Below are 21,666 nucleotides of genomic sequence, written 5' to 3' on the forward strand. Positions count from 1 at the left end.
CCGCGCGGGGTTACAAATGAAGGACCGAACCGCTTCGGCGGGACGGTTTCCGAATCGCTTCGGCGATGAAGAAGAGAAGGCCCGGGAACTCATACTTCCCGGGCCTTCACCTTCCTCCCACCTGTGACCGACCACGTCGGCGCAGGTCCCGGGATGGCCGGCCCTGCGGCTCTCACACCCGCAGGGTCGTTCCGTGTCCGGAGGCCGGTCGCAGGGACCGTCCCGGGGGCCGTCGCGGGAACAGGTCAGGCCCGGGGACGACGAAGGCCCTGCGGTCTCACACACCGCAGGGCCCGTGTCCTATTGAACCCAAGGTCGGGCCGCTCGCGAAATCGACACGCTGGCGGCCAGGACGGCCATGGGCCCGCGACCGGCGTCCGGCGTCCGGCGGCGGTCGCCCTAGGATCTGTCACCATGACGACGCAGGGCAGTGGCACGGAGTCGGCGGCGGACTTCGCCCACGTCGAGGACGGGTTCGAGAGGCTCTGGACCCCTCACCGGATGGCCTACATCCTCGGCGACAAGCCGACCGAGGAGGCCGGGCACGGCTGCCCCTTCTGCGCGGCGCCCGGCAAGTCCGACGAGGAGGGCCTCATCGTCCACCGGGGTGAGCACTGCTACGTCGTGATGAACCTCTTCCCGTACAACCCGGGGCACGTGCTCGTCTGCCCCTACCGCCACGTCTCCCTCTACATCGACCTCACCGACGAGGAGACGGCCGAGTTCACGGCCCTGACGAAGCAGGTCGTGCGCGTCCTGCAGGCGGCGTCGGAGCCGCACGGCTTCAACCTGGGCATGAACCAGGGGGCCGTAGCCGGCGCCGGTGTCGCCGCCCACCTGCACCAGCACGTCGTCCCGCGGTGGAGCGGGGACTCGAACTTCCTCCCGATCGTCGCGCAGACCAAGGCGCTTCCCGTGCTCCTCGAGGACACCCGTTCCCGACTCGTGGCCGCCTGGCCCACGGACTGAGCCGAGCGCCGTCGGCACGCACGCCCGGACGGTCAGTACGCTGTCCCCACCATGCTCAACAGACTCCTGCGCGCGTCGATGACCAAGATCCTCGGTCCGATCGCCCACCTGTTCCTCCGGCTCGGCATCAGCCCCGACGTCGTCACGATCGTCGGCACGGTCGGCGTGTGCGTCGGCGCCCTGGCCTTCTTCCCGCGCGGGCAGATCTGGGTCGGGGTCCTCGTCATCACCGCCTTCGTCTTCTCCGACACGGTCGACGGCATCATGGCGCGCGAGTCCGGGCGGTCCAGCAAGTGGGGCGCCTACCTCGACTCCACGCTCGACCGCATGGGCGACTCGGCCATCTTCGGCGGTCTCGTCCTCTTCTACGCGGGCCGCGGCAACAACCAGCTCATGGCCGGTCTCGCGCTCGCCTGCCTCATCCTCGGCAGCGTCGTCTCCTACGCCAAGGCGCGCGCCGAGGGCCTCGGCTACACGGCCGACGTCGGCATCGCCGAGCGTGCCGACCGGCTCGTCGCCGTGCTCGTCGCGGCGTTCTTCGCGGACCTCTTCGACTCGACGCTGCTGCTCGGGGTCGTCCTCGGGCTGCTGGCGGTGGCGAGCTTCGTCACGGTGCTGCAGCGGATGCTCACGGTGCGCCGTCAGGCGCTCGCCTCCGGAGAGGTGGGCGCGTGACCAGCTTCCCGCGCCGGGCGACCCAGACGGTCAGCGTGCTGGGGTTCAAGCTCGGGTGGTCGGTCGTGCGCGCCCTCCCGGAGCGGGCTGCCTACGGCCTCTTCGACCGCGTGGCCGACCTCTCCGTCCGACGCGGGGGCAAGGGCATCGAGCGGCTGCGCTCGAACTACCGCCGCGTGCGACCCGAGCTGTCGGAGTCCGAGCTCGACGCCCTCGTGCGCCAGGGGATGCGCTCGTACATGCGCTACTACTGCGAGGCGTTCCGGCTCCCGTCCCTCTCGCGCTCGCAGATCGAGGGCGCGGTCGTGGTGCGCGGCGACGCCAGCGTGCGTGAGCTGAGCGCCCGGGGCGAGGCGAGCGTCGTCTTCGTCGGCCACCTGGGCAACTTCGACCTCGGCGCGGCATGGTCGGCCGGCAGCCTCCTGCCCGTCACGACGGTGGCCGAGCGGCTCGAGCCCGAGGAGGTCTTCCAGGAGTTCGTCGCCTTCCGGCGCAGCATCGATATGGACATCATCCCGCTGACGGGCGGCGACGACCCCTTCCACGGACTGCTGTCCGCGGCCCGCGCCGGCGGCCGGATCATCGCCCTCGCCTCCGACCGGGACCTCACCAACGGCGGCGTCGAGGTCGACCTGCTCGGCCATCGCGCCCGGATGGCCAAGGGACCCGCCGTCCTCTCACTCATGACCGGCGCGCCGCTCTACGCGGCGCGGATCTGGTACGAGCCCGCACCGCGCGGCGAGGGCCTGGGCGGCTACCGCAGCGTCATCGAGTTCAGCGAGCCGCTCGTGCCGCGGGTCCAGGGCACGACGGCCGTCCGCGCCGCCGACCTCATCCAGCAGTGTGCCGACTTCATCGCCGTGGCGATCCGCGAGCACACGTCGAGCTGGCACATGCTCCAGCGCGTCTTCGTCGACGACCTGGCGGCCCCGGTGTCCACCGCGCCGAGCACGGCCACCGAGTCCGCGCCGTCCGCGCCGTCCACGCCGGGTGCGACATCGTGAGGATCGGCATCGTCTGCCCGTACTCGTTCGACGTGCCGGGCGGGGTGCAGTTCCACGTCCGCGACCTCGCCGAGCACCTCATCGGTCAGGGCCACGAGGTGTCGGTGCTGGCCCCGGCCGACAGCGAGACCGAGCTGCCCGACTACGTCACGTCCGCCGGGCGCGCCACCGCCGTGCGCTACAACGGCTCGGTGGCCCGGCTCAACTTCGGGCCCGTGACGGCCGCCAAGGTCAACCGCTGGCTCGACGCCGGACAGTTCGACGTGCTGCACCTGCACGAGCCCGTCACGCCGAGCATCAGTGTCCTCGCGCTCATGGCGGCCGAGGGGCCGATCGTGGCCACCTTCCACACGTCCATGCTGCGGTCGCGGACGATGCAGACGGCATACCCCATCATCCGGCCGAGCCTGGAGAAGATCTCCGGCCGCATCGCCGTGAGCGAGGACGCCCGCCGCACCGTGACGACCCACGTCGGCGGCGACGCCGTCGTCATCCCGAACGGCGTCTACGTGGACCGGTTCGCGAGCGCCCCCCGCCGGTCCGCGTGGATCGGCACGCCGGCATCGCCCACCATCGCCTTCCTCGGCCGGATGGGGGAGCCGCGCAAGGGGCTGCCCGTCCTCGCTGCCGCGCTGCCCGACGTGCTGCGCTCGATCCCCGGCCTGCGCGTCCTCGTCGCCGGCCCCGGCGACCCCGACGAGGTCACGGAGGGCTGGCCCCCCGAGGTCCGTGCGGCGTGCGAGTTCCTCGGCTCCGTCTCCGACGACGACAAGGCCTCGCTGCTCGCGTCGGTCGACGTCTACGTCGCCCCCAACACGGGGGGAGAGAGCTTCGGCATCATCCTCATCGAGGCGATGAGCGCGGGGGCGTGCGTGCTCGCCAGCGACCTCTCGGCCTTCTCCCGCGTGCTCGACGGCGGCACGGCCGGGGCCATGTTCGCCAACGAGCAGCCCGACGACCTCGCCCGCACGCTCGTCGACCTGCTCCGCCGACCGGAGCGCCGGGCCGAGCTCGCGGCCGCCGGCCAGCACCGGGCGCGGCTCTTCGACTGGTCGGTCGTGGCCGACGAGATCCTCGCCGTCTACGAGACCGTCATCGAGGGACGGGCCGCCGCGGACTTCCAGCCCCAAGGACGCTGGAACCGCTTCCTGCGCGGGGGTTCCCGATGAGCGAGGTGCTGTCCTGGGTCTTCGCGGTCCTCTTCGTCCTCGTCGTCATCGCCTGGTACCTCTCCTACACGGCGGCGCGCGTCGACCGCCTCCACGTCCGGCTGAGTGGCACCCTCGCCGCGCTCGACGCCCGGCTCGTGCGACGGGCCGAGGCAGCGGTCGAGCTCGCCAACAGCGGACTGCTCGACGGCGCGACGTCGCTCATCCTCGCCAACGCCGCCGCCGAGTCGCTCGAGGCGCCGGCGGAGCACGGCGAGGCCCGCGAGCTGGCGGAGAACGACCTCACCGAGGCCCTCGACCTCGCCCTGACCCCCGACGTCGTCAGCTCGCTGCGGTCGAGCGCCCTGGGCGAGGACGTGCTGGGCCGCCTCAGCTCGGCGTGCCTGCGCGTCCAGCTCGCGCGGCGCTTCCACAACGACGCCGTCACCGACGTGCGTCGCATGCGCCGGACGTGGACGATCCGGCTCTTCCACCTGGCCGGGCACACGCCGATGCCGCACACCGTCGAGTTCGACGACGCGTCGCCCGAGCACCTCGTCGCCGTCTGACGGCGCGCAAGCCGGCCCACCCCCCGGCTTCGTCGGTGGCTCCGCCGTGCCGCGTACCACGTCCGTCGCCCCTGGGGCGGACCGGGTCGTGGACCCGGCACGCGTGGGCCTACGCTTTGAGGCAACCCACCTCCGGATCACGGGAAAGCAGGACATCGTGAGCACCACCCCGACCACGGGCACCACGTCCGCGGCTGACCAGCACGCCGCCTCCACCGGCACGACGCGCGTCAAGCGCGGCATGGCCGAGATGCTCAAGGGCGGCGTCATCATGGACGTCGTCACGGCCGAGCAGGCCAAGATCGCCGAGGACGCCGGCGCCGTCGCCGTCATGGCCCTCGAGCGGGTCCCCGCCGACATCCGCGCCCAGGGCGGCGTGTCCCGGATGAGCGACCCCGACATGATCGACAGCATCATCGAGGCCGTCTCGATCCCCGTCATGGCCAAGGCCCGCATCGGCCACTTCGTCGAGGCGCAGGTGCTCCAGAGCCTCGGCGTCGACTACATTGACGAGTCCGAGGTGCTCACCCCGGCCGACTACGCCAACCACATCGACAAGTGGCAGTTCACGGTGCCCTTCGTCTGCGGCGCGACCAACCTCGGCGAGGCCCTGCGCCGCATCACCGAGGGTGCGGCGATGATCCGCTCCAAGGGCGAGGCGGGCACCGGTGACGTCTCCAACGCGACGACGCACATGCGCACCCTCCGCGCCGAGCTCAACCGCCTGCGCTCGATGAGCCCCGACGAGCTCTACGTCGCGGCCAAGGAGCTCCAGGCGCCCTACGAGCTCGTCAAGGAGGTCGCCGAGGCCGGCAAGCTGCCCGTCGTGCTCTTCACCGCCGGCGGCATCGCCACCCCGGCCGATGCGGCCATGATGATGCAGCTCGGCGCCGAGGGCGTCTTCGTCGGCTCCGGCATCTTCAAGTCGGGCAACCCGGCCCAGCGCGCCGAGGCCATCGTCAAGGCGACGACCTTCCACGACGACCCCGACGTCATCGCCAAGGTCTCGCGCGGCCTCGGCGAGGCCATGGTCGGCATCAACGTCGACGAGATCCCGCAGCCGCACCGGCTCGCCGAGCGCGGTTGGTGACCTTCGGCCACCCAGCCACCTGCTGACGTATGCCGTCGCGCCCACCCGGCGCGGCGGCATACGTCGTCCTGCGGCCCTCCCCACCGACCCCGCAACACACCGAGAAGGTCACAACGCACCGGTGTCGGATCCCGGTGAGTTGCGACCTGCACGGTGTGTTGCGGGTCTGGGGACTGGCACCATCGTGGCGTGGCCCCGTCCGGATCCGAGCTCTCCAGGTCCTACTTCGAGCACGTCGTGCGTCCGGCCGTCGAGGCGCGCTGGCCGAGGCTTGCGTATGCCGCCGCCCGCCTCGGGAGCGGATCCGACGTCCTCGGCCTCGACGACGCGATGTCGCGCGACCACGACTGGGGCCTGCGGCTCGACCTCCTCGTCCCGGCCGGGCTCGTCGACGACGTCGACGCCCACCTCACGGAGAGCCTGCCCGAGTCGTTCGCCGGTCACCCGACGAGGTTCGCGACGACGTGGGACCCGGCGGTGCGCCACCGCGTGCAGGTCGGGACGGCGCGCGACCTCGCCGTCTCGCGGCTCGGGCTGGACCCCACGACCGTCCTCACCGTCGCCGACTGGCTCTCCCTGACGGGTCAGGCCGTCCTCGAGGTCACCGCGGGCGAGGTGTTCGTCGACCGCGCGGGCGAGCTGTCCGGCATACGCCGCCGGCTCGGGTGGTACCCCGACGACGTCTGGCGTCACGTCGTCGCGGTCGACTGGGCGCGGATCGCCCAGGAGCTGCCCTTCGTCGGCCGGACGGGTCAGCGCGGCGACGACCTCGGCTCGCGCGTCGTCGCGGCGAGGCTCGCGGGGATCGCGATGCACCTCGGCCACCTGCTCGAGCGTCGCTGGCCGCCCTACGCCAAGTGGCTGGGCACGAGCTTCACCCGGCTACCGCGAGCAGGTGCGGCTGCTGAGGCCCTGCAGGCCGCGGTGACCGCCGACGGGTGGCGCGAGCGCGAGGACGGTCTCGTCGCGGCGCTCCGGATGCTGCACCGGACCCAGGGTGCGGCGGGGTTGCCGACCGTCGAAGACCCGGTCGAGCCGTTCTGGGACCGTCCCTACCGGGGCGTCCGTGAGGCTGCCGTCCGGGTGGTGGAGGAGAGCATCGCCGATCCGGCCGTGCGGGCCCTGCCGCGCGGCGTCGGGTCGCTGGAGCAGCGCAGCGACAACGTCGACGTGCTGATGAGTCGCGGTCCGGTCGGCCGGGGCCGAGCCCGGCCATGAGGTTGCCGACGGTGCTGCGCCTGGTGGGGTGATGACCCCACCGGACGCAGCACGATGTGCAGCACGATCTGCTGCAAATCCTGCTGCACGACGGGTCAGGTGACGGCGCCGCGCTCGGCGAACTCGGGGCGCTCGAACTCGCGGCCCTCGATGACCTCCGCGACGTGGACGGCGGCGCGCACGGCGTCGACGTGGGTCACGTAGAGCGGGGCGAACCCGAGCCGGATGATGTCGGGCTCCCGGAAGTCGCCGATGACGCCGCGGGCGATGAGCGCCTGCACGACGGCGAAGGCCTGGGGGTGGCGCAGCGACACCTGCGAGCCACGCCGCTCCGGGTCGCGCGGCGTCGCGAGCGGCAGGTCGACCCCGAGCGCGTCGAGCGCCTCGATGAACGTCCCGGTCACCGACACCGACGCCGCCCGCACGTCGGCGGGGGAGAGCCCGTCGTATGCCGTCAGCGCAGCCTCGAGGGCGAGCACCGAGAGCAGGGGCGGGGTGCCCACCCGGGCTCGGGTGATCCCGGGTGCCGGCTCGTAGTCCGGACGCATCTCGAAGGGGTGGGCGTGGCCCTGCCAGCCCGTCAGCGGCTGGTCGAAGTCGTCCTGGTGGCGGGTCGCGACGTAGAGGAAGGCCGGAGCGCCGGGGCCGCCGTTGAGGTACTTGTAGCCGCAGCCGACGGCGAGGTCGGCACCTCCGGCGTCGAGATCGACCTCGATCACCCCGGCCGAGTGGCAGAGGTCCCAGCAGGCGAGTCCGCCGACGGCGTGCGCGGCATCCGTGATCTCCCGCAGGTCCCAGAGCTCGCCCGTGCGGTAGTCGACGCTCGAGTACGACGCGAGGACGAGCGCGTCGCCGACCTCGGCGATGGCGGCCACGGCGTCGCGCGGGTGCACGCGGCGCACCTCGAGGCCGGCGAGGGCCGCGGCCGACTCCGTCATGTACAGGTCGGTGGGGAACGAGTCCGGGTCGGTGAGCACGACGGTGCGTCCGGGGCGGAGGCGTCCGGCGCCGATGACCGCCTTGAAGAGGTTGACCGACGTCGAGTCCGTCACGACGACCTGCCCGGGGGCAGCGCCGACGAGACGTCCCACGCGGTCGCCGACCCGGGTCTGGGCGCCCCACCAGTCGGCCTCGTTCCAGGACCGGATGAGCCGCTCGCCCCACTGGCGGTGCATGACGTCGTCGACGACGGCGGGGACGGCGCTCGGCAGCGCCCCGAGCGAGTTGCCGTCGAGGTAGATGACGCCCTCGGGCAGGCTGAAGAGGTCTCTCGTGCCCTGCAGCGCAGAGGCCGCGTCGGCGTCCGTTGCGCGGGCGATCAGGTCGTCGTGGGTGTGCACCGTCGTCATGGCCGCAACGTATCCGGTGGCGTCCTGCTCACGTCAGGGCAGGCCCCGGCTCCGTCTCGCATGCCAGACGATTCCCGGCCTCGACCCCTGCTCACCGCACCCGTGCCCGCGCTCTAGGCTGGGTCGGTGAGCACCACCAGCACCCTGACCCTGCCCCGAATCGGCGTCCTCGCCGTCCAGGGCGACGTCCGCGAGCACCTCGCGGCCCTGACCGCCCTCGGCGCGGAGGCGGTGACGGTCCGACGTCCGGACGAGGTCGAGCAGGTCGACGGTCTCGTGATCCCCGGCGGCGAGTCGACGGTGATGGACAAGCTGGTCCGTGCCTTCGACCTGCGCGAGCCCCTCGTGCGCCGCATCGCCGAGGGACTGCCCGTCTACGGCTCCTGCGCGGGCATGATCATGCTCGCCGACCGCATCGCGGACGGCCGACCCGACCAGCAGACCCTCGGCGGCCTCGACATCACGGTGCGGCGCAACGCCTTCGGCCGCCAGGTCGACTCCTTCGAGCAGGACCTCGACTACGCCTGGAGCGACCCAGCCGTCTCCGGGACGACCGGACCGACCGGGAGGACCGGCCCCGTGCACGCCGTCTTCATCCGCGCGCCGTGGGTCGAGCAGGCCGGTCCTGCCGTCCAGGTGCTCGCCCGCGTCGGCGAGGGCCCCGCCGCCGGTAAGATCGTCGCGGTCCGGCAGGGCAACCTCATGGCCACGTCCTTCCACCCGGAGGTGGGGGCCGACCGCCGGATCCACGCCGAGTTCGTCTCGATCGTCAGAGAGCACCGACTCCAGCAGTCGGGCGCACGCCAGTCACCGGAACGCGAGGACACTGCATGAGCGGCCACTCCAAATGGGCCACCACGAAGCACCAGAAGGCGGCCAAGGACGCCAAGCGCGGCAAGCTCTTCGCCAAGCTCATCAAGAACATCGAGGTCGCGGCCCGTCAGGGCGGCGCCGACCCCGCCGGCAACCCGACGCTCTACGACGCCATCCAGAAGGCGAAGAAGACCTCGGTGCCCAACGACAACATCGACCGAGCGGTCAAGCGTGCCTCGGGGGCCGAGGCGGGCGCGGCCGACTGGCAGACGATCATGTACGAGGGATACGCGCCCAACGGTGTCGCCGTGCTCATCGAGTGCCTCACCGACAACCGCAACCGTGCCGCCGCGGAGGTGCGCACCGCGCTGACCCGCAACGGCGGCCAGCTGGCCGACCCCGGTTCGGTCTCGTACGTCTTCAACCGCAAGGGTGTCGTGACCGTCCTCAAGGAGGCCGGCACCGAGGACGACATCCTCGAGGTCGTCCTCGAGGCGGGCGCCGAGGAGGTCAACGACAACGGCGACACGTGGGAGATCATCTCCGAGGCCACCGACTTCGTCGCGGTCCGCAAGGCGATCCAGGACGCCGGCATCGACTACGAGTCGGCCGAGGCGTCGTTCGTGCCGAACCTCCAGGTGCCCCTCGACCTCGACGGGGCGCGGAAGATGATCCGCGTCATCGAGGCCCTCGAGGACAGCGACGACGTGCAGAACGTCTTCGCCAACGGCGACATCCCCGACGACGTGCTCGCGCAGCTCGACGACGACGAGGACTGAGCCGGCCCTCGACCGCAGCACGGGAGGCACGCCGGGACCGGCGTGCCTCCCGTGCTTTCGGGGGAGCGCGGTTAGCGTGGTCCCGAACACCTGTTCGGATCGCCCGTCCCGCCCACAGACCTGGAGGTATGCCGTGCGCGTCCTCGCGGTCGACCCCGGGCTCACGCGCTGTGGCGTCGGCGTCGTCGACGGGGTTCCGGGGCGCAAGCTCGCCCTCGTCGACGTGGGCGTCATCCGCACGCCGTCCACCGATCCCACCCCGCGACGCCTCGTCGCGGTCGAGGACGAGATGCGCCAGTGGTTCGCCCGGCACCGGCCCGAGGCGGTCGCGATCGAGCGCGTCTTCGCCGACACCAACGTCTCGACCGTCATGGGCACCGCGCAGGTGACCGGCATCGTCATGATCATCGCGGAGCGGCTCGGGTTGCCCGTCACGCTGCACACGCCCACCGAGGTCAAGGCCGCGGTCAGCGGCAGCGGTCGGGCCGACAAGGCGCAGGTCACCACCATGGTCACGCGCCTGCTCGGGCTCGACACGCCCCCGAAGCCGGCCGACGCCGCCGACGCGCTCGCGCTCGCGATCTGCCACGTGTGGCGTGGCGGCACGCAGAACCGGCTCGAGGAGGCACGGCTCGAGGTCATGGCCCGCACCGGGAACCGGGGGAGCGGCATACCCCGTCGTGTCCCGCCCGGAGCCATGCCGCCCGTGCAGCGCCTGCGGGCCGTGTCCACCCAGACCTCCAGGGCCGCCCGGCCCACCCCGTCCGACCGCACCCCACCGCACTCTGGAGCCTCGCCCCGATGATCGCCTCGCTCTCCGGCACCGTCCTCAAGGTCGGCCTCGACTCCGTCGTCGTCGGCGTGGGAGGCGTCGGCATGCTCGTCCACACGACGCCCGCGACCGCCACGTCGGTGCGACTCGGACAGCCCACCGAGCTCGCCACCAGCCTCGTCGTGCGCGAGGACTCGCTGACGCTCTACGGCTTCGCCACCGACGACGAGAAGCACGTCTTCGAGACGGTCCAGACCGTCTCCGGCGTCGGGCCCCGCCTCGCGCTCGCGGTGCTCGCGGTGCACTCGCCCGACGCGGTGCGCATCGCGCTCGGCACGGGCGACCTCGTGGCGCTGACCAAGGTCCCGGGCATCGGCAAGAAGGGCGCCGAACGCATGGTGCTCGAGCTCAAGGACAAGCTCGGCGCGCTGCCGGGCTCGGCCGGCCAGGCCGAGGCCGTGCACCTCGACACCGGCGAGGCCTGGCGCGAGCAGGTCCGCGAGGCCCTCGTCGGCCTCGGCTGGACGGCGCGCCAGGCCGACGACGCGCTCGACAAGGTGGCGCCGCTCGCCGCCGACGGCGCGGGCGTCTCCGCCCTGCTGCGCGCGGCCCTGCAGGAGCTCGGACGATGAGCGTCGACCGTCCGTGGGAGATCGAGCAGGTCCCCGACGTCTGGGACGACGGCTCCTTCGACGCGACCGCGCGCATCGTCGACGCCGCCGGTGACACCGACGAGCGGCAGGTCGAGGCAGCCCTGCGACCCAAGCGGCTCGAGGACTTCCCGGGCCAGACACGGGTGCGCGACCAGCTCGGTCTCGTCCTCCAGGCGGCCAAGCGCCGCGGCACCCCGCCCGACCACGTCCTCCTCTCGGGACCACCCGGGCTGGGCAAGACGACCCTCGCGATGATCGTGGCCGGCGAGCTCGAGCAGCCCATCCGCATCACCTCGGGGCCGGCCATCCAGCACGCCGGCGACCTCGCCTCGGTCCTGTCCTCGCTCGCCGAGGGCGAGGTGCTCTTCCTCGACGAGATCCACCGCATGTCCCGGTCGGCAGAGGAGATGCTCTACCTCGCCATGGAGGACTTCCGGGTCGACGTCATCATCGGCAAGGGGCCGGGCGCCACCGCGATCCCGCTGGAGCTGCCACCGTTCACGGTGGTCGGTGCCACGACGCGGGCGGGACTGCTGCCGGCACCGTTGCGCGACCGGTTCGGCTTCACCGGGCACCTCGACTACTACGCCGCGGCCGACCTCGTGACGATCCTGCACCGGTCCGCCCGGCTGCTCGGGCTCGAGGCCGACGAGGACGGCATCCGCGAGATCGCGCTGCGCTCGCGCGGCACGCCCCGCATCGCCAACCGCCTGCTGCGGCGCGTGCGCGACTGGGCCCAGGTCCACGGCGAGGACCGCGTGACCCACACGGCGGCACGGCAGGCCCTCGAGCTGTTCGACGTCGACGAGCGCGGCCTCGACCGGCTCGACCGTGCCGTCCTCGAGGCGCTGTGCCGCCGGTTCAACGGGGGACCGGTGGGGCTCTCCACGCTGGCCGTGGCCGTGGGCGAGGAGCCCGACACCGTCGAGACGGTCGCCGAGCCCTACCTCGTGCGCGAGGGCTTCATGGTGCGAACCCCGCGCGGCCGCGCCGCGTCGGGGCTCGCGTGGGAGCACCTCGGGCTCGTCCCGCCCGTCGAGGCGCAGTCGCTGTGGACCGCCACGCTGCCGATCGACGAGGCCGGCGGCGCCCGTTTCTAGGCCTGTCGCGACTCAACCCCCGGGGCGCCCGAGCGCGACCAAAACGTGACCCGCACCCGTTGCGCCACGGCCCGATCCGGTCTGACAAACTGCACCGGCGCACGTAGACTCCTGCGGGCACCATCGCCGCTGCCGCGGCACCATCCGGTGCCCTCGGTCGTTGACGCGACATCCGCCCACCCGATCGAGGGTGTGGCGCGTGTGTGCACCGACCGGACGAAGACACGAAGGACTGAGCTGACATGAACAACAACGGGACCTTCTCGTTGCTGATTTTCGCCCTGCCCATCCTGCTGCTGGGTTGGCTGTTCTTCACCCAGAACAAGCGGATGAAGCAGATGCGCGACTTCAGCTCGGCGCTCAACGTCGGGGACCGCATCGTCACGTCCTCGGGCATCTACGGCACGGTCAAGCACCTCGACGACGCGAGCGCGTGGCTCGAGATCGCCGAGGGGACGACGATCCGCGTGGACCGCCGCGCCATCGCGATGAAGCAGGCCGACGAGACGCCGGTCGGCGGCATCCCCGACGCCACGCCGGCCACCGACGTCGCGTCCGACGACGCTCCGGGCAGCACGCCCGGCTCCCAGCAGAACGGTCAGTGAGGGTTTCGTGGCACGCAGCTCCACCAAGAAGTCGGCGAGACGCAGCCTCCTGGCGCTCATCGTCGTCATCCTCGGCCTCAGCGCCCTGGCAGCAGGTCTGACGAAGTGGGGCGACGGGTCATTGACCCCGCGCCTCGGACTCGACCTCGAGGGCGGCACGGAGCTCGTGCTCCAGCCCCAGCTCACCGGCACCGAGACGATCAGCGAGGGCCAGGTCAACCGCGCGGTCGACATCATCCGGCAGCGCATCGACGCCAACGGTGTCTCCGAGGCGGAGATCACGACCCAAGGTGGCCGCAGCATCGTCGTCTCCATCCCGGGACAGCCCACGGCCGAGCAGCTCGACGCGCTGAAGAAGCCGTCGCAGCTGCGCTTCCGGGCGGTCTACGTCCAGGCGCTCGACCCCAACGCCTCGCAGGCCAACCCCGGCGCCACGCCCTCGGGCACCGCCACCGGCACGGCCACGCCGTCCGGCACGGCGACCGGCACCGGCACGCCCACCGCGACCGGCACCGCGACCCCGTCGACGTCGAGCACCGCCCAGAACGGCGCCGTTCCCGACGCCCTGCGCGCCGCGACCACCCCGGCCACGCCCACGGGGAGCGCCACGACGCCGGCCGCCGGCGCGACCACCCCGGCACCCGCCGCCACGACGCCCGCACCGGCGCCCACGGCCGCGCAGACCGAGGCCGCGATCAAGGCACAGGCGAGCACGGGTCTCGTCGGCCTGGGCTGGGACAAGGCGAAGGCCGACGCGGCCGCCGCCAAGGTGGCCAAGGACTACACGGCCCTCAACTGCTCCAAGGCCGGCGCCATCGACGCCATCGCGGACGACCCGGCCCTGCCGCTCGCCACGTGCGGCGAGGACCGCGTCACCAAGTACGTCCTCGGCCCGAGCGAGATCGACGGCAGCGAGATCGCCGACGCCACGAGCGGCTACCAGCCCGGCCCCAACGGCCAGCCCACCTCGATCGTCGAGGTCGCCCTGTCGTTCAAGGACGCCGGCAAGGCCAAGTTCGCCGCGGTGACCAAGCGTCTCTACGGCCTGCAGTCGCAGCCGCCGCTCGACCAGTTCGCCGTCGTGCTCGACAAGGCCGTCATCACGGCGCCGCAGGCCCGAGCCGTCATCACCGACGGACGCGCCTCGATCACCGGCTCGTTCACCATCGACTCGGCCAAGCAGCTCGCCGAGCAGCTGAAGTTCGGCGCGCTGCCGATCTCCTTCGCCCTGCAGACGCAGGACAACATCACCCCCCAGCTCGGCAAGGAGCAGCTGCGCATCGGTCTGCTCGCCGGCCTCATCGGGCTGCTGCTCGTCGTCATCTACTCCCTGATCCAGTACCGCGCGCTCGGGTTCGTCACGGTCGCCTCGCTCGTCGTCGCGTCCGTCATCACCTACCTCGCGGTCACGGTGCTCGGGACCACCCACGGCTTCCGCCTCACCATGGCGGGGGTCACGGGTCTCATCGTGGCGATCGGTGTCACCGCCGACAGCTTCATCGTCTACTTCGAGCGCATCCGCGACGAGGTGCGTGACGGTCGACCCCTCGTCGCCGCCGTCGAGACGGGCTGGAAGCGGGCGCGCCGCACGATCATCGCGGCCGACGCCGTCAACTTCATCGCGGCCGGCGTGCTCTACTTCCTGGCCTCGAGCAACGTCCGCGGCTTCGCCTTCACCCTCGGCCTGACGACCCTCATCGACCTGCTCGTCGTCATGCTCTTCACGCACCCGATGGTGCAGCTGCTCGCCCGCACCGAGTTCTTCGGCAACGGACACAAGTGGTCCGGTCTCGACCCGCAGCGCCTCGGCGCCAAGGAGTCGGTCCGCTACCGCGGTCGCGGCCAGTTCGGGGCACCCGGCGCGCAGCGCCCGCCCGCCACCGTGGGCTCGGCCCGCATCGCCGATGGGAAGGCCCAGGCATGATCAACTTCGCCCAGGTCGGCAACGACCTCTACACCGGCAAGCGCTCGATCGACTTCATCAAGCGCCAGAAGACGTGGTACGCCCTGTCGGCCGTGCTCATCGCCCTCGCCCTCGTCGGCATCTTCGTCAAGGGCCTGAACTTCGGCATCGAGTTCAGCGGCGGCTCGGAGTTCCGCGTCCAGGGCGTGACGAACAGCCAGGGCTACGAGGAGAAGGCGCAGGCCGCCATCTCCAAGTCCGGCATCGAGGGCAACGTCATCTCGACGATCGTCGGCCAGGACACCGTCCGGGTGCAGTCCGAGGCCGCCTCGGACCGCACCGACGAGGCGTCGGCCGCGCTGGCCCAGCAGTTCGGCGTCGACAAGAGCGCGGTCAGCGCCTCGCTCATCGGCCCCAGCTGGGGGCAGTCGGTCAGCCAGCAGGCGATCCGGGGCCTGATCGTCTTCCTCATCCTCGTCACCATCGTCATGGCCCTCTACTTCCGCACGTGGAAGATGGCCGTGTCCGGTCTCGTGGCGCTGCTGCACGACCTCGTCATCACGGTCGGCATCTACGCCCTCTTCGGGTTCGAGATCACGCCGTCGTCGATGATCGGCTTCCTGACGATCCTCGGCTACTCGCTCTACGACACCGTCGTCGTCTTCGACAAGGTGCGCGAGAACACGGCCGAGGCCTTCCGCACCAAGCGCATGACCTACTCCGCGGCGGCCAACCTCGCGGTCAACCAGACCCTGGTCCGCTCGATCAACACGACGGTCGTCGCGCTGCTGCCCATCGCGGCGGTGCTCTTCGTCGGCTTCACCCTGCTGGGTCCGGGCACCCTGCTCGACCTCTCGCTGGCCCTGTTCATCGGCATCGCCGTCGGCGCCTACTCCTCGATCTTCATCGCGACGCCCCTGCTCGTCGACCTCCGTCGCAACGAACCGGCCGTGCGTGAGCTGGCGAAGTACGTCGAGCGCCACGGCGCCAAGCCGCACGTCGCCGGACAGCAGGGATCGCCCGAGCCGGCCGTCGTCGGCGCCGACGCCACCGGGGCGGCCTCCGGCACTGCCGCCGTCTCGTCCGTGCCCAGCGAGGGCGGCGCCCGTCCCGTGCACAAGTACGCCCAGCCGGGTCCGCGCAACCAGCCGAAGCGCGCGCCGAAGTCTCGTCGCTGAGCAGTCCCACACCGTACGTTCGACCCCCCAGGAGACGGCGTGAGCCAGATCAGTGACCTCGTCGCGAGCAAGCTGCGTGACATCCCGGACTTCCCGAAGCCCGGCGTCCTCTTCAAGGACTTCACGCCGCTCATCGCCGACGGCCCCGCCCTGGGGGAGCTGGTGCGCGACATCGCCCGGCGCTACGAGGGGCACATCGACGTCGTCGTCGGCATCGAGGCCCGTGGCTTCATCCTCGGGGCGGCGGTGGCCTACGAGCTGGGTCTCGGCATGGTCCCGGTCCGCAAGGCCGGCAAGCTGCCGGGGGAGACCCTCAAGGAGTCCTACGCCCTCGAGTACGGCACGGCCGAGATCGAGGTCCACACCGACGCCTTCGAGCCCGGACAGCGCGTGCTCGTCCTCGACGACGTGCTCGCCACCGGCGGCACCGCGGAGGCCTGCGCCCAGCTCGTCGAGCGCGCCGGGGCGAAGGTCACCGCCATCGAGGTCGTCCTCGAGCTCGCCTTCCTCGAGGGACGCAAGCGTCTGGCCGACCGGCCGGTCAACGCCATCCTCACGCTGTGATCCCGGACGGACCGCCTAGACTCTCTTCATGAGCGAGGACGTCCACAACGAGCTGTCCACCCCGTCGCGGGTGCGCGCCCGTTTCGCGCGTTTCGGGGCCACGCGTCCGGCCGGGAACCCGGTCCTCGAGCCGCTCATGACAGCGGTCCGCCAGAACCACCCGAAGGCCGACCTGTCGGTCATCGAGCGGGCGTATGCCGTCGCCGAGCACGCGCACGAGGGCCAGATGCGCAAGAGCGGCGACGCCTACATCACGCACCCGCTCGCCGTGACGACGATCCTCGCCGAGCTGGGGATGACACCCCCGACCCTCGCGGCCGCGCTGCTGCACGACACCGTCGAGGACACGGCATACAGCCTCGACGAGCTGCGGCGCGACTTCGGCGACGAGATCGCCATGCTCGTCGACGGCGTCACCAAGCTCGACAAGGTGACCTACGGCGAGGCAGCCCAGGCCGAGACCGTGCGCAAGATGGTCATCGCCATGGCCCGCGACATCCGGGTGCTCGTCATCAAGCTCGCCGACCGGCTGCACAACGCGCGGACGTGGCGCTACGTCAGCCCCGAGTCGGCCAAGCGCAAGGCCAACGAGACGCTCGAGATCTACGCGCCGCTCGCGCACCGCCTCGGCATGAACACCATCAAGTGGGAGCTCGAGGACCTCTCGTTCGCGACGCTCTACCCCAAGGTCTACGACGAGATCGTGCGTCTCGTGGCCGAGCGTGCGCCGGCGCGTGAGGAGTACCTCGCCGGGGTGCGCAGCCAGGTCACCGAGGACCTCACCGCGGCCAAGATCAAGGCCGTCGTCACCGGTCGCCCCAAGCACTACTACTCGGTGTACCAGAAGATGATCGTGCGCGGTCGCGACTTCGAGGAGATCTACGACCTCGTCGCGGTGCGCGTGCTCGTCGACACGGTGCGCGACTGCTACGCGGCGCTGGGCGCCCTTCACTCGCGGTGGAACCCGGTCCCCGGCCGGTTCAAGGACTACATCGCGATGCCGAAGTTCAACATGTACCAGTCGCTGCACACGACCGTGATCGGTCCGCAGGGCAAGCCCGTCGAGATCCAGATCCGCACGCACACCATGCACCGACGCGCCGAGTACGGCGTGGCCGCCCACTGGAAGTACAAGGACCAGAGCAACGGCGGCGGACCTGCCCGACCCGGCGAGATCACGCCGCAGAACGACATGGCCTGGCTGCGCCAGCTGCTCGACTGGCAGCGCGAGACCGAGGACCCGGGCGAGTTCCTCGACTCGCTCCGCTTCGAGATGGGCAGCAGCGAGGTCTACGTCTTCACCCCGAAGGGCTCGGTCGTCGCCCTTCCCGTGGGCGGCACCCCCGTCGACTTCGCGTATGCCGTCCACACCGAGGTCGGGCACCACTGCATCGGCGCGCGCGTCAACGGCCGCCTCGTGCCCCTCGAGTCGACGCTCGAGAACGGCGACGTCGTCGAGGTGCTGACGTCCAAGGCCGACGGCGCGGGACCCTCGCGCGACTGGCTCCAGTTCGTCAAGAGCCCGCGGGCCCGCAACAAGATCAAGCAGTGGTTCTCCAAGGAGCGGCGCGAGGAGGCCGTCGAGGCCGGCAAGGACTCGATCGCCAAGGCGCTGCGCAAGCAGAACCTGCCCCTGCAGAGGCTGATGAGCCACGAGTCGATGACGGCCGTCGCGACCGACCTGCGCTACCAGGACATCGAGGCGCTGTATGCCGCCGTGGGCGAGGGGCACGTCTCCGCGCAGCACGTCGTGGGCAAGGTCGTCGCCTCCATGGGCGGCGTCGACGGGGCGACCGAGGACCTCGCCGAGGCCACCGTCCCCACCCGGGCTGCGAGCCGCCGCAAGCCCGGTGACCCCGGCGTCGTCGTGGTCGGCACGGCCGACGTGTGGGTCAAGCTCGCCAAGTGCTGCACGCCCGTGCCGGGTGACCCCATCATCGGCTTCGTGACGCGCGGCAACGGCGTCTCGGTCCACCGGGTCGACTGCACGAACGCCGACCAGCTGACGGCCAACCCGGAGCGCCTCATCGACGTCGAGTGGGCGCCGAGCTCGGCGAGCGTCTTCCTCGTCCAGCTGCAGGTCGAGGCGCTCGACCGCAACAGGCTGCTCAGTGACGTCACGCGCGTGCTGTCCGACCAGCACGTCAACATCCTGTCGGCGTCGGTCCAGACCTCGCGCGACCGGGTGGCCATCTCACGCTTCACGTTCGAGATGGGCGACCCGGCCCACCTCGACCACGTCATCAAGGCGGTGCGCAAGATCGACGGCGTCTTCGACGTCTACCGCGTCAACGGCGGCAAGTCGACGATGTGACTCGCCGGGGTGGCCCGCGCCCCCGTCGCCGCCCACCCCGCCCCGACTCCCATAGTCGAGTGGGCACTTCGACGCGTCTGTCCACACGAGCCTGTGCCCCAGGCGGAGCAAAGTGCCCACTCGACGTGGGGGTCGAGTGGGCACTGTCGCGCGTGTGGGGTCGGTCAGCCGCCGAACTCGGCGACGCCGGCCCGGGCCTGGTCGAGCCAGACCTGACGGGCGTCGAGCGCCTCACGCGCCTTCTTGATCTTGCTCGCGCTGCCGGACGCCTCGGCCTTGGCCAGGTCGTCCTGCAGGTCGGCGACCGCGCGCTCGAGCTGCTCGACCATCGCCTTGGCGCGGGCTGCGACCTCCGGGTTGCTCGACTTCCACTTGCGGTCCTCGGCATCGCGGACGGTCTGCTCGACCCGTCGCATCGCCTTCTCGACGCGCTCCATGTCGGACCTCGGGACCTTGCCGGCGGCATCCCACTTGTCCTGGATGACGCGCAGCTGGCCCTTGGCCTTCTCGAGGTCGGTGACGGGCAGGATCGCCTCGGCCTCGACGAGCAGGGCCTCCTTGACGGTGAGGTTGCCGCGGTACTGCTCCTCCTCGACCGCGACGACCTCGTCCTTGGCCGCGAAGAAGGCGTCCTGGGCGGCCTTGAAGCGGGCCCACAGCTTGTCGTCGTCGGTACGGCTCGCGCGACCGGCGTTGCGCCACTCGTCCATGAGCCGCTTGAAGGCGCCGGCCGTGGCGGCCCAGTCGGTGCTCGTCGCGAGCTTCTCGGCGTCGGCGACGAGCCGCTCCTTGGCGCTCTTGGCGTCGGCGTGCTGGGCGTCCAGGCCCGCGAAGTGGCTGCGGCGCGCCTTGTCGAAGCCGTTGCGAGCCGAGCTGAAGCGCTGCCAGAGGCTCGACTCCGTCTCGCGGTCGAGACGGGTCGCCGAACGCTGGTGCGCCTTCCACTCGTCGAGCAGCTCGCGCATGCGCGCCCCGCTCGTCTTCCACTGGATCCGGTTCTCGGGCTGCCCGGCGATGGACTCGGCCTCGGCCACGATCTTCTCGCGCTCGGCCGTGGCCGCGACGCGCGCCTCGGCCCGGTGCTGCTGCTCGACGTTGCGCTTGGCGGCCAGACCCGACTGGATCTGGTCGAGCTTGGCGGCCAGGGCGTCGAGGTCGCCGACGACGGTCGCGTCCTTGACCTGTGCCGTCAGGGTCTTGAGGCCCTCGGCGACGTCCTTGGACGGCACCTCGGGCTGCGAGAGCCGCTGCTCGAGGAGGACGGCGGAGGCGAAGAGCTCGTCGTACTTGCGCGCGAAGTAGGTCAGCGCCTGCTCGTCGCTGGCTCCGGGGTAGGAGCCGACCTCCTGCTCCTCGCCGTCCTTGGTGCGGACGAAGACCGTGCCGTTCTCGTCGACCCGCCCGAACGCGGCGGACGCCGAGTGGTCGGTCGTGATGAGCGCCGGAGCGGCGGGCGTCACGGTCGGGTGCGGCACCGCTTTGGCCAGGGCGGCGGGCGTCGGGATCGCGGACGGCTTGGGCACGGCGGCGGGCGACGGGGACGGCGTCTCTGCCTGCGCCGGTGTCTCGGTCGCCGACTCGGTCTCACTCGCCGACTCGGCTGCGGCGTCGGCCTCGGCGGCCGGCTCGTCGGCCTCGGCGGTCGTCTCGTGCCCGGCATCGCTCGTCGCCTCGGAGGTGGGCTCGGAGGTGGGCTCGGAGGTGGGCTCGGAGGTGGCCTCGGCCGTCACCTCCGTCGTGTCACCGGCCTCGGTGCTGCTGACCGAGGCGATGACGTCGGCCGTCGCGGCGTCAGCCGGCTCTACGTCAGCCGGCTCCGCCGCCACGTCAGCCGCCACGTCAGCCTCCGCTGCGGCCGCGGGTGCGGCCCCGTCCGTCTCGGGGGCGGGTGTCGCCGGGGTGGCCGAGGAGTCCGTCACGGGCTCGGAGCTCTCGTCGGTCTGGGGGTGCTGGATGTCGGTCATGCCTTCTTCTCCGTCACGCTGACGCTGAGGATGCTGATCGGGGAGACGGGGGTCCCGTCCGCCGGGCTGGGGGGCAGGGCCTTGTTGGCCGCAATCTTCTCAACGATGTCGAGGCCCTTGGTCACCTTCCCGAAGATCGTGTAGCCACCACCGTCGGTCGGCAACTGGGTTTCCTTGTAGGTGATGAAGAACTGGCCACCGTTGCTGTTCGGGTCCGAGGTGCGGGCCATGGCGAGGACGCCGGTGGCGTACTTCCCGTCCTTGGGCGCGTTCTCGATGCCGAAGGTGTAGCCGGGGCCGCCCTGGCCGGTGCCGGTGGGGTCGCCGCACTGGAGCACGTAGATGCCCTCGGTCGTGACCCGGTGGCACGGGCTCGGGGCCCAGTAGCCGGTCTTGGCGAGGTTGATGAACGACGCCACGGTCTGCGGCGCCTTGGCGCCGTCGAGCTCGAACGTCAGGTCGCCACACGTCGTCTTGACCGTCGCGACGAAGGTCTTGCCCGCCGCGGCGGCCTTGGCGGGGACCTCCTTCTGCTGCTTGGGGGTCGTCTGGTTGGCCGGGGGAGCCGTGCAGCCCGCGGCGAGCTTCTGCCCCGCCGCCAGGCCTCCGGTCGACGTCGGGGTGCTCGTCGCCGTGCCCGTCGCGGTGCTCGCCGGAGTCGTCGCGCCGGCCGCAGGGGCGGGGCTGTCGGAGCTGCCGACGATCTTGGGCACGACGATGACGGCTGCGACGATGAGGATGACCGCGAGGATCACACCGAAGACCTGCTTGTCGCGCGTCGAGTCGCCCACCGGCGGCTTGGCGCTCTTCTGCTGTTCCTCGTGGCGGCGGCGCGCACGTGCGCGTTCCTGCTCTTTGGTCACGAACCTCTCCTCGTACGGGCCACATGGGCGGTCCCCGGGCGTCCGGTCATTTTATGGAACGACGGAGGCGCCGGTGCAGCGGGACCGGTCACGAGTCCGTGACATCTCCCGTCGGGAGCGGGGAGATGCCGTCCGC

20 protein-coding genes are annotated in these 21,666 nt (G+C 71.5%); 17 read left to right on the forward strand and 3 right to left on the reverse strand.

Annotation, left to right across the window (positions count from 1 at the left end; genetic code table 11):
- Nucleotides 1-414 precede the first annotated feature (414 nt).
- From TAE01_RS11355 to TAE01_RS11385, 7 genes are all read left to right on the forward strand, one after another.
- Complete coding sequence (locus TAE01_RS11355) at nucleotides 415-969, forward strand: HIT family protein (RefSeq protein WP_147066489.1); 555 nt, start codon at nucleotides 415-417, stop codon at nucleotides 967-969.
- A gap of 51 nt (nucleotides 970-1,020) precedes the next feature.
- The gene (pgsA, locus tag TAE01_RS11360) at nucleotides 1,021-1,644 is read left to right on the forward strand and encodes a phosphatidylinositol phosphate synthase (protein ID WP_147066491.1); all 624 of its coding nucleotides are present in this window, start codon (nucleotides 1,021-1,023) and stop codon (nucleotides 1,642-1,644) included.
- A complete protein-coding gene (locus TAE01_RS11365) occupies nucleotides 1,641-2,648 on the forward strand; it encodes a phosphatidylinositol mannoside acyltransferase (protein ID WP_147066493.1) in 1,008 nt (335 codons plus the stop codon). Before pgsA ends, TAE01_RS11365 begins: the two co-directional genes overlap by 4 nt.
- Nucleotides 2,645-3,817 (forward strand): glycosyltransferase family 4 protein, encoded by a 1,173-nt coding sequence (locus tag TAE01_RS11370; protein WP_147066495.1) that lies wholly within the window; start codon nucleotides 2,645-2,647, stop codon nucleotides 3,815-3,817. Before TAE01_RS11365 ends, TAE01_RS11370 begins: the two co-directional genes overlap by 4 nt.
- Nucleotides 3,814-4,365, forward strand: coding sequence for a hypothetical protein (locus tag TAE01_RS11375; RefSeq protein ID WP_147066497.1), 552 nt, complete (start codon nucleotides 3,814-3,816; stop codon nucleotides 4,363-4,365). The genes TAE01_RS11370 and TAE01_RS11375 overlap by 4 nt, the downstream gene beginning before the upstream one ends.
- 157 nt (nucleotides 4,366-4,522) lie before the next feature.
- Complete coding sequence (pdxS, locus tag TAE01_RS11380; protein ID WP_147066499.1) at nucleotides 4,523-5,455, forward strand: pyridoxal 5'-phosphate synthase lyase subunit PdxS; 933 nt, start codon at nucleotides 4,523-4,525, stop codon at nucleotides 5,453-5,455.
- 189 nt (nucleotides 5,456-5,644) lie between these two features.
- Nucleotides 5,645-6,673, forward strand: coding sequence for a DUF4037 domain-containing protein (locus TAE01_RS11385; RefSeq protein WP_147066501.1), 1,029 nt, complete (start codon nucleotides 5,645-5,647; stop codon nucleotides 6,671-6,673).
- A gap of 95 nt (nucleotides 6,674-6,768) precedes the next feature.
- On the opposite strand, the gene kynU is transcribed toward TAE01_RS11385, so the two are convergent.
- Nucleotides 6,769-8,022, reverse strand: a complete 1,254-nt coding sequence (gene kynU, locus TAE01_RS11390) for a kynureninase (RefSeq protein ID WP_147066503.1) — start codon at nucleotides 8,020-8,022, stop codon at nucleotides 6,769-6,771.
- 144 nt (nucleotides 8,023-8,166) lie between these two features.
- On the opposite strand from kynU, the gene pdxT reads away from it, so the two are divergent.
- From pdxT to TAE01_RS11440, 10 genes are all read left to right on the forward strand, one after another.
- Nucleotides 8,167-8,856 carry a pyridoxal 5'-phosphate synthase glutaminase subunit PdxT gene (gene pdxT, locus TAE01_RS11395; protein WP_147066687.1) on the forward strand — a complete coding sequence of 230 codons (690 nt, stop codon included), beginning with the start codon at nucleotides 8,167-8,169 and terminating at the stop codon, nucleotides 8,854-8,856.
- Nucleotides 8,853-9,614, forward strand: a complete 762-nt coding sequence (locus TAE01_RS11400) for a YebC/PmpR family DNA-binding transcriptional regulator (protein WP_147066505.1) — start codon at nucleotides 8,853-8,855, stop codon at nucleotides 9,612-9,614. The genes pdxT and TAE01_RS11400 overlap by 4 nt, the downstream gene beginning before the upstream one ends.
- Before the next feature lie 133 nt (nucleotides 9,615-9,747).
- A complete protein-coding gene (gene ruvC / locus TAE01_RS11405; protein ID WP_147066507.1) occupies nucleotides 9,748-10,419 on the forward strand; it encodes a crossover junction endodeoxyribonuclease RuvC in 672 nt (223 codons plus the stop codon).
- A complete protein-coding gene (gene ruvA, locus TAE01_RS11410; RefSeq protein WP_147066509.1) occupies nucleotides 10,416-11,018 on the forward strand; it encodes a Holliday junction branch migration protein RuvA in 603 nt (200 codons plus the stop codon). Before ruvC ends, ruvA begins: the two co-directional genes overlap by 4 nt.
- Entirely contained in the window at nucleotides 11,015-12,139 is a 1,125-nt protein-coding gene (ruvB, locus tag TAE01_RS11415) for a Holliday junction branch migration DNA helicase RuvB (protein ID WP_147066511.1), read from the forward strand. Before ruvA ends, ruvB begins: the two co-directional genes overlap by 4 nt.
- Nucleotides 12,140-12,381: 242 nt before the next feature.
- On the forward strand, nucleotides 12,382-12,744 hold the full coding sequence (gene yajC, locus TAE01_RS11420) for a preprotein translocase subunit YajC (RefSeq protein WP_147066513.1): 363 nt from the start codon (nucleotides 12,382-12,384) through the stop codon (nucleotides 12,742-12,744).
- Between the two features lie 7 nt (nucleotides 12,745-12,751).
- Nucleotides 12,752-14,668 (forward strand): protein translocase subunit SecD, encoded by a 1,917-nt coding sequence (gene secD / locus TAE01_RS11425; RefSeq protein WP_147066515.1) that lies wholly within the window; start codon nucleotides 12,752-12,754, stop codon nucleotides 14,666-14,668.
- Nucleotides 14,665-15,825: a protein translocase subunit SecF gene (gene secF, locus TAE01_RS11430; RefSeq protein WP_147066517.1), complete on the forward strand. Its 1,161-nt coding sequence runs from the start codon at nucleotides 14,665-14,667 to the stop codon at nucleotides 15,823-15,825. The genes secD and secF overlap by 4 nt, the downstream gene beginning before the upstream one ends.
- A 39-nt stretch (nucleotides 15,826-15,864) precedes the next feature.
- Nucleotides 15,865-16,389 (forward strand): adenine phosphoribosyltransferase, encoded by a 525-nt coding sequence (locus tag TAE01_RS11435; protein WP_147066520.1) that lies wholly within the window; start codon nucleotides 15,865-15,867, stop codon nucleotides 16,387-16,389.
- 28 nt (nucleotides 16,390-16,417) lie between these two features.
- Nucleotides 16,418-18,703, forward strand: a complete 2,286-nt coding sequence (locus TAE01_RS11440) for a RelA/SpoT family protein (RefSeq protein ID WP_147066522.1) — start codon at nucleotides 16,418-16,420, stop codon at nucleotides 18,701-18,703.
- Between the two features lie 164 nt (nucleotides 18,704-18,867).
- On the opposite strand, the gene TAE01_RS11445 is transcribed toward TAE01_RS11440, so the two are convergent.
- On the reverse strand, nucleotides 18,868-20,667 hold the full coding sequence (locus tag TAE01_RS11445) for a DUF349 domain-containing protein (protein WP_147066524.1): 1,800 nt from the start codon (nucleotides 20,665-20,667) through the stop codon (nucleotides 18,868-18,870).
- On the reverse strand, nucleotides 20,664-21,530 hold the full coding sequence (locus TAE01_RS11450) for a peptidylprolyl isomerase (protein ID WP_147066526.1): 867 nt from the start codon (nucleotides 21,528-21,530) through the stop codon (nucleotides 20,664-20,666). The genes TAE01_RS11445 and TAE01_RS11450 overlap by 4 nt, the downstream gene beginning before the upstream one ends.
- Nucleotides 21,531-21,666 lie beyond the last annotated feature (136 nt).

The sequence above is a fragment of the Terrabacter aerolatus genome, assembly GCF_007991735.1.
GTDB classification, from domain to species: Bacteria; Actinomycetota; Actinomycetes; order Actinomycetales; family Dermatophilaceae; genus Terrabacter; species Terrabacter aerolatus.